Source organism: Microbacterium sp. R1 (genome assembly GCF_015159725.1).
Lineage (GTDB): Bacteria > Actinomycetota > Actinomycetes > Actinomycetales > Microbacteriaceae > Microbacterium > Microbacterium oxydans.
Genome location: NZ_JADDUD010000004.1, coordinates 321,357 through 337,789, shown reverse-complemented (window position 1 = coordinate 337,789; position 16,433 = coordinate 321,357). Strand labels below are relative to the sequence as shown.

Here is a 16,433-nt window from a genome sequence, read left to right as displayed (position 1 = left end):
ACACCTCCGCAAATCGAGAGAACCGGACCCCTCCGGCCCGAATAACCCCACCCTACGCGGCACCCACGAACACCGTCGATGGGGACAACTCCCCATCCACGATTGCGGCCGTCGTCTACCCCTCGACGAGCGGCAGCTGCACCGTGACCTGGCGTCCGGCCTGCACGAAGATGCCTCGCCCCTCGGGGAAGTCGGTGCGCTTGACCTTCGGGAACGGCACCTTGAACACCGCGTCGCCGTCGAAGGAATCGGGCTTGAGGATGATGCCCTTGCGCCCGGCCTTGAAGTCGCCGATGAACCCGAAGCCGCTCGTGACCTGCGTGACGTCGGCATCGCCGATGAGCAGGTGGTCGCTGCGGTTGATCGCCTGGAAGAGGGCCTTCATCTCGCGCTCGGCCGGGCTGTCGGCGAACTGGGGCACGTCTTCGACCACGATGAGCACTCTCGTCGGGAGCGAGTCGTCGGCGATCAGCTCGGTGATCTCCTTGGCGAGCTCCTTCGCGTCCTCCGGCGTCACGGCGCTGCGCGTCCAGCTCGTGTAGTCCTTGAGCTGGGCACGACGGCCTCCGAAGTGGAACAGCACGGTCGCCGGGTCGAGTCGCCCCATCGAGGTGATGAGCGACTTGAGGGCGTTGGTCTTGCCCGACGACGGCGGACCGGCCACGACGAACGTGCCGACCGGGTCGAAGTCGCGCGCCGCCAGGGTGTCCTCCGCGACACCGAGCACCGGGAACTCGCCCAGGCGATCGGGCAGGTCGCGCACCGACAGGCGGGTGGGCAGCGCACCGATCTCGGGCACCTCCCTCGCTCCCGCCGCACGCAGCCTCTCGGCGACGCCCTCGAGCAGCTTGGTCTGCTCCGCCACGTTCGGGGTCCCGCCCAGCGTCGCGATCTGCGTCTCGCGGCCATCGACGATGGCGCGACCGGGCGCGGAACGCTCGTCCAGCACATCCTTGGGCGCGTTGAGCATCGCATACCCGGACTCATCCGAGAGGCGCAGCACCACGCGCCGCGAGACGTTCGCGCTGACCGCTGTGGGCACGGAGCCGGAACGGTCAGCGCTCGCGATCACGTGCACGCCCAGCGGGCGACCCTCGCCGAGGATGCGCATGAAAGTCTGGTAGAACGGCATCCGCGCGGTGGTCGACTCCCACTCGCTGCGGAACTGCGGGAAGCCGTCGATCAGCAGCAGGATGCGCGCCTCGTCCCGCCCGGTGAGCTCGCGGTACTCGGTGAGGCTCGAGGCGTTGGCAGCGCTGAAGCGCTTGCCGCGGTCATCCAGCACCGCGGCCAACGAGCGCAGCACGCGCTGCACGCGCTCGGAGTCGTCGCCCGAGATGATCGAGCCGACGTGCGGGAGCATCTCCAGGCTCTTGAGCGAGCCGGAACCGAAGTCGAGTCCGTACACCTCGACGTTCGAATGCGCGGGGTCGAAGCCCGCCGCGATCGCGATGGTGCGCAGCACGGTCGACTTGCCCGACCCGCTCGTTCCGTAGACGAGGAGCGAGCCGTCCTTGTCAGGATGGAAGTACGCCGGCTCCTGCAGCTGCCGCTCCGGCACGTCCATCTTGCCGAGCAGCACCTGTCCGTCGCCGAGCACCGGGAGGTCGCGCATGTCGACGGCCCCCTCGAGGTCGTCGAGCCACGGACGTCGAGGCGCGGGGATACGAGCCGCACGTGCCGCGTTCACGAGCGTCGCCACGATGCGCTTCTGGTCGTTGGGTCCGAGATCCTCGTCGTGGGACTCGGACTCCGGAGCCTGCTCGGCCTCCCAGGTCTGGATGGAGCCGAACCGGAGTTCCGCCACCTTCACCTCGGCGACCTGCGCCTCGTCCGTCGTCCATCCGCCGGCGTAGGCCGACTGGAACGGCACGAGGCGTCCCGGACCGGTCTTCGCGATGCCGCGCCCCGGCAGCGAGGGCGGGAACGTCGCCGCCACCGGATCGTCGACGACATCCTTCGAATCGGATTCGTCCGCCATGCGCAGCGCGACGCGCAGGTTCGTGTTCGCCCGCAGGTTGTCCTTGATGACACCGGCCGGTCGCTGCGTCGCCATGATCAGGTGGATGCCGAGGGAGCGACCGCGCTGGGCGATGTCGACGACGCCGTCGACGAACTCCGGCACCTCTCCGGCGAGCGCGGCGAACTCGTCGATCACGAGCACGAGCGCCGGCGGAGTCTCCGGGTCACGCCGCTTCTCGAGTTCGAGCAGGTCCTTGGCCTTCTTGCGGTTGAAGAGGTGCTCGCGGTGGTGCAGCTCGGCGCGCAGGCTGGTGAGGGCGCGACGCACCAGGTGCGGGCTCAGGTCGGTGACCAGGCCCACCGTGTGCGGCAGGTCGACGCAGTCGGCGAACGCGGAGCCGCCCTTGTAGTCGACGAAGAGGAAGGTGACGCGATCCGGGCTGTGGGCGGCTGCCATGCCGAGCACCCAGGCCTGCAGGAACTCGCTCTTACCGGCACCGGTCGTCCCGCCGACGAGGGCGTGCGGACCCTGGGTGCGCAGGTCGAGGGTCATCGCGTCGGTCTGCGACTGTCCGATGATGGCGCGCAGGTTCCCCGCCTTCTTCAGCCGGGCCTGCGGGGCGCCGGAGCGGTCGATGATCGTGTTGTTCTGGCGCCAGCGGTCGATCACCGCGTTCGCGTCCTCCGCGACCTCGGTGCCCACCAGGGAGAGGAAGCTGACCGAGTTCGGGATGTCGGAGGAGTCCTCGATCACGGTGCTGGAGTCGACGACGGGGGCCAGCCGCTTGGCGAACATGGTCATGTAGGCGTGCGAGACGCCCTCGACCTGCACTCCGCGATAGTCCACGCCGCTGCGGACCGTGCCGACCACCGCATCGCCGAGCCCTGCGCTCACGTCGACGAACGTGCGGCACGCGGCGGGCAGCGCCTCGACCACGGGAGCGACGAACAGGGCGTACACGCCGACGTCGGCACCGCGTTCCAGGATCTGGGTCAGCCGGGCGCGATCGACAGGAGCATCGTTCGTGATGATCACGAGGATCGCCGTCTGGCCGGGGAATGTCGCGTCCTCGGCGGCGCGCTTGACGTCGGTGCCGTAGCGCATCGGGTCCCAGTCGGCGCCGTACGGGGGCCGGGCGGACTTCGACTCCCGCGAGCGACGCAGGACGATCTCCTCCAGGCCGCTGAGCAGTGCCGTGCCGGTCGAGGCGGAGTCTGCCAGAGGCATCTCCTTGAACGGGTTGCGCTCACTGGAGGTGTGGGGCAACCACTTGAGCCAGTCGAGCTCGTTGGCCCAGCCCGGCTCGGTCAGCGCGACCGTCACCAGCTCGTTCGGCGAATGCGTGCCGAACAGCTGCACGGCGATGCCGCGGAGCGCGTCGCTCGCCAGCGATGTGGGACCGGCGACACCGATCGACCCGACGCTCTGGAGCGACTCCAGGATCGGCACGTCGTCGATCATCCGGTACCGCTCCTCGAGGCGGTCGACGCGCTCGACGTACTCGACGAGCGCGTCAGGGCTCTCGGTGCGCTTGATGCGCGTGCGCGCCTCGCTCTCGCAGACGCCCAGGCGCATCGCGAGGAAGTTCCAGTGCTCGGGGCGTCGCGTCCACAGCAGGGGTCCGAGCCGCATCGCCTCGTCGAACACGACGGCGACGGCCGGTACCTCGTTCTGCCGCACCTCCCGCTCCCGCGGGTGGGAGTGGTAGAGCGTCTCCTCCAGGCGTTCGAACTGCTCCTCGAACGACTCCGCCTCCTTGCGCAGACGCTGACCGAGGTTGGTCTTCTGCGAGATGAAGTTCCCGAACATCATCATCGGCGACGCGGCCGCGATCAGGAGGGATGCCGGACGCTGCGTGATGCTGAACATCGTGACGGCCAGCAGGATCGGAGCGACGAGCATGGGCCAGGGGAACAGCCGGGACGGCTGGTCGCGGGGGTAGCGCGGTTCGTCCAGTTCCTGCCCGGTGAAGCGCTCCTCGACGCGCGGGCTGCGGTTGAACATCAGAGCGCCTCCGCGCTCGAGCACCGGGTCGCCGCTGGCGGAGCCGTCGAAATCGCTCACCATGTGCACGACGAACTCGCAGTCGCCCAGCACGAAGCTCTGTCCCGGGATGACCCGGAGCCGCTGCACGAGTCCGCCGTCGACGAGGATGCCGTTCGCGGAGTTCAGATCGACCAGTTCGACGAAGGTCGCCGCGACCTCGATGCGGGCGTGCCGCTTCGAGACCAGCGGGTCGGCGATGGTCACATCGTTCGCGGCGTCGCGTCCGATCAGGAAGTGACCGATCGGCAACGGGAACTCCTGGCCGGCGGCAGGACCGGCGACGACCGTGAGGACGGCGGCCGGGTGCGTGCCCGCCCCGCCCACCGACGCCCGATGGGATCCGACGTTGATCACCTCGGCGAGGAACCCGGAGCCGATCGGGGCATCGCCCACGAGCAGGTCGGGGTTGAGCATCGTGAGCTGCTCGCTGGTCGGCGGGGCGACAGACAGCGTGAGCACATCGCTGGGCGCCGCCATGATGCTGCGCGCGGGGTCTGTCGTGGCGATCTGCCGCGCCACGTCGGCGATCGTCGCCGTCGAGTCGGCCATCACGACCACGTCGGTCAGGGGTGCCGCGGGTCGACGCAGGGTCAGCTTGACTCTCATCGCTCGTCCTCACCGCGCCGAGGGCGCATCTCACTGCTCAGGGTCATACCCACTCCACCAGGAGGGACCGGTCGCCGAAGCGCACCGTGTCGCCGATCTGCAATTCCGCGGGGTGTCCCGCCGGCAGCGCTGTCTCAGAACCGCCTCGGACGATCGCGCTGCCATTCGTGGAGGCCCGGTCGACGACGAAGACGCCCCGTCGGGCCGGCATCACCGCGATGTGGGTCTTGGACACCGAGCGCGTGTCGTCGACGACCGGCACCAGGAGCGCCTCGCCCTCGCCAGCGGCGGCACTCGGGGACCGCCCGAACAGCGTCGTCCCCCGCACCTCGATACGCTGCCCGGTGTCGAGCACCAGGAGCGCTCGTACTCCCATCGGCGCGGGGGAAGCGGCGGGTGCGGACGCGGGAGATGCGGCAGGTGCCGGTGCGTCCGGGGCTGCCGGCATTTCCACAGCGGGTGCCGCTGTGGCGGCGGCAGAGGCGGCGACAGGAGCGGATGTCGGGGGCCGAACGGGCGCCGGTTCCGGGACAGAAGGAGCCGGAGCCGGTGCGGGAGCCGGAGCCGGTGCGGGAGCCGGAGCCGGAGCCGGAGAGAATGCTGCCGGGCCGGGAGCACCCGTCGCCAGGGACGGGGGCACGGCCGACACCATGGATCCGACGCCCGGGGCCTCCTGCGGCTCCGGCGCGGTGCCCCCGGCGGATCGATGCGCGCCGATCACGCCGCCGGAGAACCGTGCACTCGGAACATACTCCGCCGGGGCATCGCGATGTACCGGCGTGGCCAGGGACGGGAGCGGCGCCTTCTCCTCGTGCTCCGGCGTCTTCACCCGCTTGCGCGCGATGCGCATGCGCTTCTGGTCGTAGGGGTTCAAGCCGCCCCGCACGTCCACGAACCAGGTCGCGGCGGCCAGGTCGAGCCATCCACGGCCGCGCTTCTCGATATCGAAGAGCGGCGAGAGCATGATCACCAGCACGGGGCCGACGATCGGCACGATGAACGAGGCGTACGCGACGAGGTACCGGACCACGGCGCCGCGCCAGAATCCCGGGCGCTCGAGAGTGCGGACGTTCACCGAGCGGATGCCGCAGATCGCCTTGCCGAGCGTCACTCCCTTGCGTCCGTGCAGCACGAGCTGGACCACCACATACGCGATCATCAGCCCCTGCGAGACCGCGGCGGCGACGATGAGCCACACCAGGTCACCCCGGGCAAAGAACGTCTCCGCGTCGAACTCCCCCGACACCGCCTGAGCGAGCACGGGAGTCAGCGCGATGATGGCCGGAAGCGCGATGAGCACGGCCACCGTCCACTCGATGAGAGCGGCGAGAACACGCGCTCCCCGTCCCGCCGGTCGCAGCCCCAGCGACGCCGCGTACGCGGGGTCGGGGCGTCCGTGCGCGTCGAGCCCTTCGACCTCGGGAGCGTGGTCGTCGATCTCCCAGATCACTCCTGCTCTCCCTCGGCCTCGTCGACGGCGTGCGCGGTGTCGAGCAGAGGCAGGTCGCTCTTGCCGACCAGGCGCGAGGCGATCACGTGTTCGACCAGCCGCGCGCGACGGTTGGTCGCGAAGCTGCGCTGCCCACCGCGCATGCCGGGCACACCGATCCGGTCGAACTTGTCGCACACGTTGTCGAGTTTGCGGTTGAAGCGGGTGACCGTCCACCCGAGTCGCTCCGCGGCCTTCGCCGAGGTGGGGATCTCGCTCATGCCCGTGCCGTCCCTGCGCAGCTGCGGCTCGGCCAGCGCGAGGATGAGGAGCTTCTGGCTGAGGGTCAGCGGTACGTCTCCGATCGTCGATGCGCCGCCGTCGTCGTGCTCGCGTCTGGTCGCACGGAACGTCGGCTCGGCCGCGTGCAGGGTGAGCTCGTACGTCGTCGGTCCTGCGCTGAACACGACCGTGGTGGTCTCGAAGACCAGCGGAAGACGGGCGCCGGGCGCGAGCCATGCCTGCACTCCGCCGGCCGAGTCGGTCACGGTCGCCGTGAGGCGCGTGCCGACGTTCGACAGCCACCACAGCCCGTCGGCGTCGGTGATCTCCAGGAAGTGCCGGTGCAGGAACAGATTGTCGTCGAGTTCGAGGTCGCCCTCGCGTCCGACGATGAACCGCCCGCCTCGACGGACCGGGAAGTACTCCCCCGCGAACTCGACGGTCACACCGCCTTCACCACTCACTCCACGCACCCCCGCACGGTCTCGGACGCGCGCCCGTCGTCGCGTCGCAGCATCACGTCGATGCACACGGTCCCCGCTGTGGCAGGAAGGGTAGCGGTCGGATCCGGCGTCTGCTGCGGATCGACCTCTCCCGACACGGCCACCGGGGTCCAGATGTACGAGTCGCCGTCGAGCGGGCTCGGGTTCGTCCAGGTGAAGACGACCTGTTCGCCCTGCCGCGTCCCGGCGAGCCCGGTCACCTTCGGCACCACATCCGTGCCGACATCCTTCGGGTCGACGGCCTCGGCCGTCTCCTGCGGTTCGGGTGTGATCCCGGCGACCAGCAGGTTCAGACCGACGATCCCGCCGATCACGATCACGACGCCGGCGGCGGCGAGCCCGATCCAGAGGCCCTTGCGGCTGCGCGGCGCTTCGGGTGCGGCCGGAGCTGCGACGGGCGTGCCGGGCACCATCGCCGGCGGCACGGCAGCGTCGGGGGCGACCACCTGCGGGGCTCGGGCGATCGTCCGGTCATCGGCGCTCGGGGGCAGCGGCTGCGGCGGAGCAGGAGTCGGAGTCGGAGCACGCAGCTGCGTCTGCTCGACGGACGGCACGGACGATGTCTCGGCGAGTGGCGCGTCGAAGCGCGGGATGCCGGGCAGCGCGGCCGGAGGCTCTTTGCGCTGCGTCGTCGCCGACGGGCGGGTGAACGATGCCACGTCGGGGTCGATGCTGACGATCTCGCGCACCCGCGTGAGGCCGTCGCCGTCGTCGTCCAGATCCTCCGCCGGCGGGTGGTCGTCGACGATGTCGATCGGCGTCACCGAATGCGAGAGCTCGATCTGCACCTTCTGCAGTGCCCGCGCGAACGCCACGGCGCTCGGGAAACGATCGTCGGGGTTCTTCGCCATCGCGCGCTCGAGGAGGCGCTGCAGGCTCTCGGGCGAGTCCGGCCGCTTCAGCGAGGGGAGAGCTGCACGCTCGATGCGCTCGATGAGGTCGGCGCTCGAGTTGCGCTCCCCCGGACGCTCGAACGGCGAACGGCCGGCCAGAAGGGTGTACAGCGTCGCTCCGAGGGCCCACACATCCGTTCGGGGTCCGCTCTGCGGCGGCTCGGCGAACGATTCGGGGGGCGACCACGGGATCGACATCCCCGACGCCTCTCCCGTGGCTCCGGTGGTGGACGCGATGCCGAAGTCGGTGAGCGCCGGCCTGTTGTACTCGGTGACCAGGATGTTGGCGGGCTTGATGTCGCGGTGCAGCACACCGGCGCGGTGCGCTGTCTCGACGGCACCGGCCACCTGCACACCGACCCGCAGCGCCTCGGCCACCGAGAACGGGTCCTTCCGCGCGCGCAGCTGGAGGTTGGGCCGCGGGCAGTACTCCATCACCAGGTACGGGCGTCCGTCTCCGGCGACCCCTGCCTGGTAGATCGTCACGATCGCGGGGTGCGTGGAGAGCATCGCCATGACGTTCGCCTCATCCGCGAACTCCTGGGCGGCGCCGCTGGAGATGCGATCGGCGAGCAGCACCTTCACCGCGACCCGGCGGCGGGGCATCTCCTGCTCGTAGAGGAAGACGTCGGCGAAGCCGCCGGTGCCCAGCGGCTCGACGTAGGTGAAGCCGGGAAGGTCCGGCGGCGGGGAGGGGCGACGCGTCACGGCAGATCCTCGAAGGCGACCGTGACACCGTCGCCGAGGTCGACGACGTCGCCGGAGAGCACCAGCGTCTGCTCGCCGGGGTGCAGCCGCACGGGGTCGGCTCCCGGCCGCAGCAGGGTGGACCCGTTGGTGGTGTGCAGATCGATGACCACCACGGTGTCGCCCTCCGGCCGTACTTCGAGGTGGCTGCGCGAGATGTCCTGCTGAGGGCTCTCGACGGCGATGAGATGCGGAAGATTCGCGCCGCTCGCCCGCGTCGACCGCGGGCGGCGCCCGATGATCACGGTGCGATCCAGAGCCGTCTCCTGCCCTGTGGACAGGCGGATGCGGCCGACGGAGGCCGCGGCCGGTGCCGGGGCGACATCGAGCACCTCCGTCGGGGCGTCACTGGAGACCGGCGGCTGCTGACGGAGCGCGCGGAGGTCTGCGGCCGAGATCGTCGCGCCGTCGTGGTCGCCCTCGACGGCGATCGGCGCGGCCGGTGTCGCCGCCCCGCCGACGGAGTGCACCGTGGCGCCCCACAGCTGGTCGAAGTCGTCGTCGACCGGCGGAGCGAGTGTCACCTCGGTGGGCGGCAGGAAGGCATCGTCGATGACGGGGAGCGGTTCCTCGGGCTCCGGCTCCGGCTCCGGCTCGGGAGCTGCCACCGGCTCCGGCGCGGGCTCCGGCGCGGGCTCGGGCTGCGGCGCGGGCTCGGCCACCGGCTCCGGCGCGGGTTCAGGAGCCGCGACAGGCTCCGGCGCCGCGACGTTCGCGGCCGGCGCGGACTCCCCGACGACCGGGGCAGGGCCGAGGATGGAGGGGAGCGGATCGGCATCGCTCGGTTCGAGCTCGGCGCTCACAGCCGCCGCCCGGACGATTCCGCTCTGCACGGGCAGACCGTCGGCGTCGGCATCGGCGCTCTCGACCGTGATCTCGACCTTCGTCGCACCGCCGAGGTAGCGCTCGTTCCAGGTGGTGACATCGGCGCCGGAGAGCTCGAACGACTCCGAGCCGGTCTCCACACTCGCGGTGACCGCCCCCCGCAGGGCGATCCGCATGTCCGATCCTTCGGCGACGGCCGCGACGAACGAGGGCAGCGAAGTGAACGAGACCCCCGACTGCGCGGTGAGCACATCGACAACGGTCGCGAGCGTCTTCTCCTCCGGCAGGCGCTCCCACAGCCGCGCGACGACATCGCCTGGCACCTCGGGCGGGAGGGCGACGAGCGCTCCCGGGATGACGATCAGGTACCACTGTCCCGGTCGGTAGCTGGTCTGCATCAGCGAACCCCTCCTGCTGCGGCTTCTCGTGGACGTGTGTCCTGGTCGATGTCCGTATCGGTGGCCATCAGCGTCCCCGGTCTCGAGGCGACGGAGACGGCATCGATGACGAGCACCGTGATGTTGTCCCTACCCCCGGCGCTGACGGCCTCGTCGATGAGCACGTCTGCCGCCCGCTGCGGGTCCTTCTCGGCGATCAGGATCTCGCGGATGCGGGCGTCGGCGACCTCGGAGGTGAGTCCGTCCGAGCACACCAGCATCCGGTCGCCGAGCTCGGCGGGGAACATCCAGTAGTCCGCGTCGCCCGTGCTGCTCGCGCCGATCGCCCGCGTGATGATGTTGCGGCGGCGGTCGGAGACGGCATCCTCGACCGTGAGCTCACCCGATTCGATCAGCTCCTGCACCACGGAATGGTCCACCGTGATCTGCTCCAGCTCGCCGTCTGCGAAGCGATAGGTGCGCGAGTCGCCGATGTTGAGTGCGAGCCAGTAGCCCATGCCGTCGACCGAGGCGACGAACACACCGCTGAGTGTCGTACCTGCGCGGCCGTTGCCCGAGGTGGACAGCTCCTCGACACTCTCCCTCGCCAGGGAGAGTGCCAGACGCACGTCGTCGAGTTCGAGCGCGGACCGACCGATGTAGCGCGCGAACTCCGCGATCACGGCGGCGCTCGCGCGCTCCCCCGCTTCGTGCCCACCCATTCCGTCGGCGACCAGGAAGATCGGCGCCGATGCCAGATGCGCGTCCTCGTTCAGCGCACGCCGGAGTCCCGGATGCGTGGCCGACCCGGTCGAGACGACCAGTCCCGGCCTCATGCGTATCCGCCGATCGTGACGATGCGGTCGCCGATCTCGATGGCGTCGCCCAGTCGCACCGGGACGCGCTGCCCCGCGGGACAGGCGATCCGCTGGCCTGCGCGGACGATCGTCATGCCGTTCGTGGAGTGTCGGTCCATCACCCAGCCGCCCGAGGTCTCGGCCGCCGCCTCGAAGTGCGTCTTCGAGAGCGAGAGCGTCTCGTCGCGCACGGGCACGAGCGTCGCTCCCTCTTCCGGTGCGGGGTTGCGCCCGAACACCGTGCGGCGGGAGACGGAGACACGCGTCCCGTCGTCCCACGTGAAGACGAGCCGGTGTCCCGGAACACTGATCCTGGTGTCCTCGAGGTCGTCCTCCTCGGTGGTGCGCGACGCGGCAGGCGCCGCGGGGGCGGCAGGCGCGGCGGGCGGACTCACCGGAGCCGCAGGCTGCTGCTGGATCGTCTCGTCGAGTGCAGGTGAGGGTGCGGTCTCGGGCTCGGGCTCGGGCTCGGGCGCTGGGCGTGCGGGAGCATCCTGCGTGATGCCGGGGACGAAGGCGATGAGGGATCCCGCGTCGGCGACCGGTGCCGCGGGAGCGGCCGGTCGCGGAGGGATCGAAGCGGAGGGCGGCGTGGCGGGAGCCGTCGCCGGAGCCGGAACAGGAAACGGCGCGGGACCCGGAATCGGGGCCGGAGCCGAGGCAGGAGCCGGCTGCGGGAGTCCGGGGATCGCCGGTGCGGGCGCCGGGGCCGCGGCCCCGGATCCGGTCGAGGCGGGGACCGCGGTCGTCGCGGTGGCGGGTGTCGCGGTGGCGGGTGCAGGCACGCGCGCGTCCACCATGAGGGAGCCGGCCACCTTGTCGTGCCACCCCTGGTACCGACCGGAGCCGTCGAACAGCGGCGTGAAGTAGCCCACGACGATGGCGGCGGCGAGGCCGAAGATGACGTTGCGCAGCAGCGTCCGTCCGAAGCCGAGGCCGCTCCCGTCCGTCGCCGAGACCAGCCGAAGGCCCTGGGCGCGCATGCCGATCGAGCCGGTGCCCGCCTGCATCACGGTGTAGACGACGAACCAGCCGAGAAGGATCAGGCTCACGACCGGACCCCCGATCAGCAGGACTCCGACACTGCCCTCGAGGCTGCCGGTGAGCGAGGCGCCGACCAGGAGTCCACCGCCGAGCACGATCGCGAGGCCCCCGGCGATCAGGGCGTCGATGAGGTAGGCGACGGCGCGACGGGAGACCGGCGCGATCTGGTCGGTCGCGGGCTGCGTCATGAGGTCTCGCTCTCGGAGGACGGGGGCGTCGTGCTGTTCTTGATGGTGCCAGGTTCACGGCGGACGCGCACGGCCGCCGCTTCCTTCAGATTCTGGAATCCGTTCGAGATGGCCGTGCCGCCGACCAGGGAGCGGATGCTCAGTCGCGCCTGAAGACGCTTCCAGAAGCCGGCCTCCTTGCCGAGGCCGCCCACGATGTCATCGACCTCGTGCCAGAAGGAATCGACGTCCTCCTGGCTCGGCTCGGCGGGACCGAACACATCGGCATCGGCCCGCTCGGCGAGGGCGGTGACCTGCGGAACCGTCAACGAAGACGCGACGACCACCGCCTCCTCGATCCGCGTGCCGCCGGGAGGGATGCGCGCGCCGTAGTCCACGGCACGGTCGGTGAGCTCGTCCCATCCCCCGCTGATGCGGTCGGCGTTGCGTGCGGCCGCGCGTCGGGAACGACGCTTCGCCGCCTTCCACGCACCGATCACGATGAACGGCGATGCCAGGAGTGCGATCACTCCGAGGGAGATGCCACCGATCACGAGGATCGCACCGATGATGCCCGCGATGTTGAGACTCTCGTCCTCGCCCTCGCGGTCGTCGGGCAGCGTGGGCGGCAGGTCGACGGGCTCCTGCGGCGGAGGCGGGGGCTGCAGCACCTGCGGCTTCGGGTCGACGCGCGGCTTGGTGTTCTGATCGTTCGGCACCTGGTCTTCGGGAGGGGTGGGGTTGAAGGCGATCCACCCGAGCCCCTCGAAGTTGACCTCGACCCAGGCATGCACGTCGTCGCCGGTGGCAGCGAACGTGGCTTCTCCCGCATTCTCCTCGTCGGGGTAGTAGCCCATGACCACACGAGCGGGGATGTCGACCTGTCCGGCGAGCAGGGCCATCGCCACGGCGTACTGCTCGTCGTCGCCGATCATCTGCTCGCCGCCGACGAGGGTCGAGATGCGCTCGGCGGTGTGTCCAGCCCGGGAGATGACCTCCCCCTCGAGCCCGTGGCTGAAGAAGCCCTCCTTCGCCAGGAAGTTCTCGAGGGCCCGCACCCGCTCGATGGGCGTCTCCGCGCCGACCACCGTCTCGGCGGCGAGGGCTGTGAGCTCCTCCGGCACGTTGCTCGGCTTGGGCATCGAGACCTTGCCGAACGGCACCTCGGCGAGCTGCTCGTCGTCGGGAATGTTCGGCATCACGGCGTCCACCGTGTACTCGTCGCCCTTCGTCAGCTTCGTGGTGGAGACGGCAGTGCCCGTCTCGGTGTTCACGTAGGTGCCGCGGCGCAGCTGCTCGGCGTCATCGCCGGAGAACCTGATCTCGGACAGCTCGCCCGCGGTCGGCATCCACACACCGCGATAGGCACCGATCTCGACGTTGAGCGTCACCGGGACGCCCTCGGCATCCGGTGACATGTTCGAGCGCAGCGGGCTGAAGGCGCTCGACGAGGTGGGTCCGCCGTCGGTGACGTTGTAGACCATGCCGTCGAACTGATCCATGACGGCCGTGCGGATCCGCGCGCCCTTGGGCAGTCCCTGCACCGTGAAGAGCGTCTCGTCCGCCTCATCGCGCACGTTCTTGCGGAACGCCTGCAGGGGGCTCGGGTAGTCCCGGATGTCGAACGGCGGGATGATCACGTCGCGGAACACGTGCCGCGGCTGCGCCGGGTTCGCGACCGCGCTCGTGGCCACCCCCGCACCACCGGCGATCGCCAGCACGGCCACGCCGGCGAGCAGACGACGGGTGCGCATGTGCGAGGCCCTGGAGGGGTCGACCTCGCTGACGGAGATCGCCGTGTTCTGCGGCGCCCACAGCTGGCGAAGCGCGAGCCAGGACATGCTCACGACCGCGAACACGAGTCCCTGCACCAGCGGGAACGCGGGTTCAGGGGTGCCGAGGGCGATCACGAGCATGAGCAGCACGCCGGCCGGGATCAGCGCCCAGGCCACCTGCGACAGGCGCAGCGCGAGCGACGCGGTCACCGTCGTGAACACCAGCGCCAGGAGGAAGGGGACCACGAGGTGACCGTCCGCCGCGGCCACGGGCGCCACCGTGGTGAGCATCTGCTTCCACGCGGTGACCGTCCCGAGCGCGAGCTTCTGCAGCGTCTCCAGCGTCGGGATGAAGCCGAGGATCGAGGTCTGCGGCAGGGCGAACGCGCCGCCGAACACGAAGTAGGCGGCGACCGTGAGGCCCGCGATGATCAGGATGCCCCAACGGCGCCAGGTCGTGACCGCCGCGATCGCGAGGCCGAGCACGACGCCGCCGACCACGGCGGGGAGGAAGGACGGACCGGCGAACGTCGGCCAGAAGCCGACCAGCGCGGTGACCACCAGGAGAGCGGAGGCACCGAGATCGAGGATCCAGCGACGCACGGGAAGACCGGCGAACGCGGCGGAGGATGCGGTCATGCGAGCACCTTCTGCAGGGCGAGGGGGATCTGCTCCAGCGCACCGACCGTCACGACGTCGGCATCGCCGATGCGGCGCAGGGCCGGAGCGGAGGCGGTGGTGTCGGCGACGACCACGAGCACGCGGGCGCCGAATGGAAGACGCGCACAGGCGAGACGGAGGTCGTCGGGCTTGACCCGCGCCCCGCACACGAGCACCACGACGCTCGCGAGCGGCATCGTCGCCGACACCACTCCGGCGAGCTCGGCGATGCCGCCCTCCTTGGGCTTGCTGTTCTCGACGGCCGAGAGGGAATCGAGCAGCTGCTTGCCCGTGCCTGCCGGCAGCTCGCGCCCCTGCACCCGCATGTCGACGCGCTGCGAGTCGCGGAGAGCACGCAGGCCGATCGACCCTGCGGCCGAGACTCCCAGCTCGAAGTCGTCGGGGGTGGCGTAGTCGGCGAGGGAGCGCGACAGACCGATCACGAAGTGCGAGCGCCGGGTCTCCTCGTACTGCCGGACCATCATGGTGCCGGTGCGGGCCGTCGAGCGCCAGTGCACGTGGCGGAGGTCGTCGCCCGGCTGGTACTCGAGCAGGGCGTGGAACGACACGTCGTCGCGGGACAGGTCGGCGGCGGGAAGACCCTCGAGGTCACGCAGGTAGCCGAGGGACTGGCCGTCGAACAGCACCGTGCGCGGGTGCACGAAGAGGTCGACGGGGTCGTCGCGACGGTGCGCCCGCTCGAACAGGCCGAGGGGGTCGCCGCGCACGACGCTCACAGGGCCCACCTTGACCACACCGCGCTTCTGGGTCGGGATCGCGAAGAGCTCCTCCGCCTCCTCCCCCGGCGCGAGCCGCTGGATGCCGAACTCGCCGCGCCCCGAACCGACGGGGAGCACCACTCGCGACGGCAGGATGGCCCTGCTGCCGCGGTTCGCGAGGGTCAGGGCGCCGACCGCGCGCTCTCCGACGACGACGCGGGTGCGGGCGAGGTCGAGGGCGACGTCGTAGGCGGTGCGGCCGATCAGGAACAGCGCGCACAGGGCGACGGCGATCGCGATGACGACCGCGGCGATCGTGAACTCCGACCAGCCGGCGATCTGCCCGAGCACCCAGAAGCCGACCGCGAGCGCCATCAGCACCCACGCCAGCGGGCGGATGGCGGAGGTGATCTTGCGGAGGCGCGTCAGGGCGCGCGCACCGAGGACGGCCGCGATGTCACGCCATCCGGCGTCGCGCTCCGTCTGCGGCGTCGACGCCGGAAGGGCCTCCGCGGTCATCAGGCCGCCGCTCGGGCCTGGGGGGCCGCAACGGCGTCGAGCACGCGGGCGATGACGGTGTCGCTGCTGGTGCCGGCGAACTCGGCCTCGGCGTCGAGCAGCAGACGGTGCTGCCACACCGGGCGGGCGAGCACCTTGATGTCGTCCGGGAGCACGAAGTGGCGTCCCTGAGCCGCGGCCCAGACCTTGGCGATGCGGATCATCGCGATCGCACCGCGCACCGAGACGCCGAGACGGATGGCGCCGTCCTCACGAGTCGCCTCGGCGAGCTCTGCCACGTAGCGGAGCACGGCGGGCTCGACGTGCACGGTGGCCGCGAGGTCGGCCATGTCGGCGACGGCGCTGGTCGTGATGATCGCGGACAGACCTGCAGACGGGTTGCGGTCGGAGGCGCCGGCGAGGATGCTCTCGGTCACCGCGAGGTCGGGGTATCCGATCGAGGTCTTGATCAGGAAGCGGTCGAGCTGCGCCTCGGGCAGCTTGTAGGTTCCCGCCTGCTCGATGGGGTTCTGCGTGGCGATCACGAGGAACGGGCGCCCGGCCTCGTGGGTGACACCGTCGACCGTCACGCGCGACTCCTCCATGACCTCGAGCAGCGCCGACTGGGTCTTCGGCGAGGCACGGTTGATCTCGTCGGCGAGCACGATCGACGCGAAGATCGGGCCCTTGTGGAACTCGAAGCGGTGCGACTGCTGGTCGTAGATCGTCACACCCGTCACGTCGGACGGCAGCAGGTCGGGGGTGAACTGGATGCGCGTGCTGGTGCCCTGCACGGTCGCGGCCAGCGCCTTGGCGAGGCTGGTCTTGCCCGTGCCCGGTGCGTCTTCGAGGAGCACATGGCCCTCGGCGAGCATCGAGGCCAGCACGAGACCGACGATCTCCTGCTTGCCCTGCACGGCCTTGTCGATGTTCTCGACGAGGCGCTGGAAGGTGCCCTGGAACCAGGCGGCCTGCTCGGGGGTCATTGTCATGAGTGTGTCGTTCCTTGTTGTTGTTCAGAACCGGTGTTCACAGCGGGGTT

The 16,433-nt window shown here is 70.6% G+C and carries 10 protein-coding genes; all 10 read right to left on the bottom strand.

The annotated features are described in order from the left end of the window. Positions 1 to 115: 115 nt before the first annotated feature. Genes ILP86_RS16855 through ILP86_RS16810 form a run of 10 tightly spaced genes read right to left on the bottom strand, consistent with a single transcriptional unit; the run spans position 116 to position 16,383 of the window. Positions 116 to 4,615, bottom strand: a complete 4,500-nt coding sequence (locus ILP86_RS16855) for an FtsK/SpoIIIE domain-containing protein (protein ID WP_193762501.1) — start codon at positions 4,613 to 4,615, stop codon at positions 116 to 118. A gap of 43 nt (positions 4,616 to 4,658) precedes the next feature. Then, positions 4,659 to 6,065: an RDD family protein gene (locus ILP86_RS16850; RefSeq protein WP_193762500.1), complete on the bottom strand. Its 1,407-nt coding sequence runs from the start codon at positions 6,063 to 6,065 to the stop codon at positions 4,659 to 4,661. Continuing rightward, positions 6,062 to 6,772, bottom strand: coding sequence for a hypothetical protein (locus ILP86_RS16845; RefSeq protein ID WP_230977970.1), 711 nt, complete (start codon positions 6,770 to 6,772; stop codon positions 6,062 to 6,064). The genes ILP86_RS16850 and ILP86_RS16845 overlap by 4 nt, the downstream gene beginning before the upstream one ends. A 14-nt stretch (positions 6,773 to 6,786) precedes the next feature. Continuing rightward, a complete protein-coding gene (locus ILP86_RS16840; protein WP_193762499.1) occupies positions 6,787 to 8,430 on the bottom strand; it encodes a serine/threonine-protein kinase in 1,644 nt (547 codons plus the stop codon). After that, on the bottom strand, positions 8,427 to 9,692 hold the full coding sequence (locus ILP86_RS16835) for an FHA domain-containing protein (protein WP_058631574.1): 1,266 nt from the start codon (positions 9,690 to 9,692) through the stop codon (positions 8,427 to 8,429). The genes ILP86_RS16840 and ILP86_RS16835 overlap by 4 nt, the downstream gene beginning before the upstream one ends. Then, on the bottom strand, positions 9,692 to 10,507 hold the full coding sequence (locus ILP86_RS16830; RefSeq protein ID WP_046746681.1) for a PP2C family serine/threonine-protein phosphatase: 816 nt from the start codon (positions 10,505 to 10,507) through the stop codon (positions 9,692 to 9,694). The genes ILP86_RS16835 and ILP86_RS16830 overlap by 1 nt, the downstream gene beginning before the upstream one ends. Further along, positions 10,504 to 11,760 (bottom strand): RDD family protein, encoded by a 1,257-nt coding sequence (locus tag ILP86_RS16825; protein ID WP_193762498.1) that lies wholly within the window; start codon positions 11,758 to 11,760, stop codon positions 10,504 to 10,506. Before ILP86_RS16825 ends, ILP86_RS16830 begins: the two co-directional genes overlap by 4 nt. Continuing rightward, on the bottom strand, positions 11,757 to 14,153 hold the full coding sequence (locus ILP86_RS16820) for a transglutaminase domain-containing protein (protein ID WP_193762497.1): 2,397 nt from the start codon (positions 14,151 to 14,153) through the stop codon (positions 11,757 to 11,759). Before ILP86_RS16820 ends, ILP86_RS16825 begins: the two co-directional genes overlap by 4 nt. Further along, the gene (locus tag ILP86_RS16815) at positions 14,150 to 15,412 is read right to left on the bottom strand and encodes a DUF58 domain-containing protein (protein WP_046746638.1); all 1,263 of its coding nucleotides are present in this window, start codon (positions 15,410 to 15,412) and stop codon (positions 14,150 to 14,152) included. Before ILP86_RS16815 ends, ILP86_RS16820 begins: the two co-directional genes overlap by 4 nt. Further along, complete coding sequence (locus ILP86_RS16810) at positions 15,412 to 16,383, bottom strand: MoxR family ATPase (RefSeq protein WP_061017080.1); 972 nt, start codon at positions 16,381 to 16,383, stop codon at positions 15,412 to 15,414. The genes ILP86_RS16815 and ILP86_RS16810 overlap by 1 nt, the downstream gene beginning before the upstream one ends. Between the last annotated feature and the right edge of the window lie 50 nt (positions 16,384 to 16,433).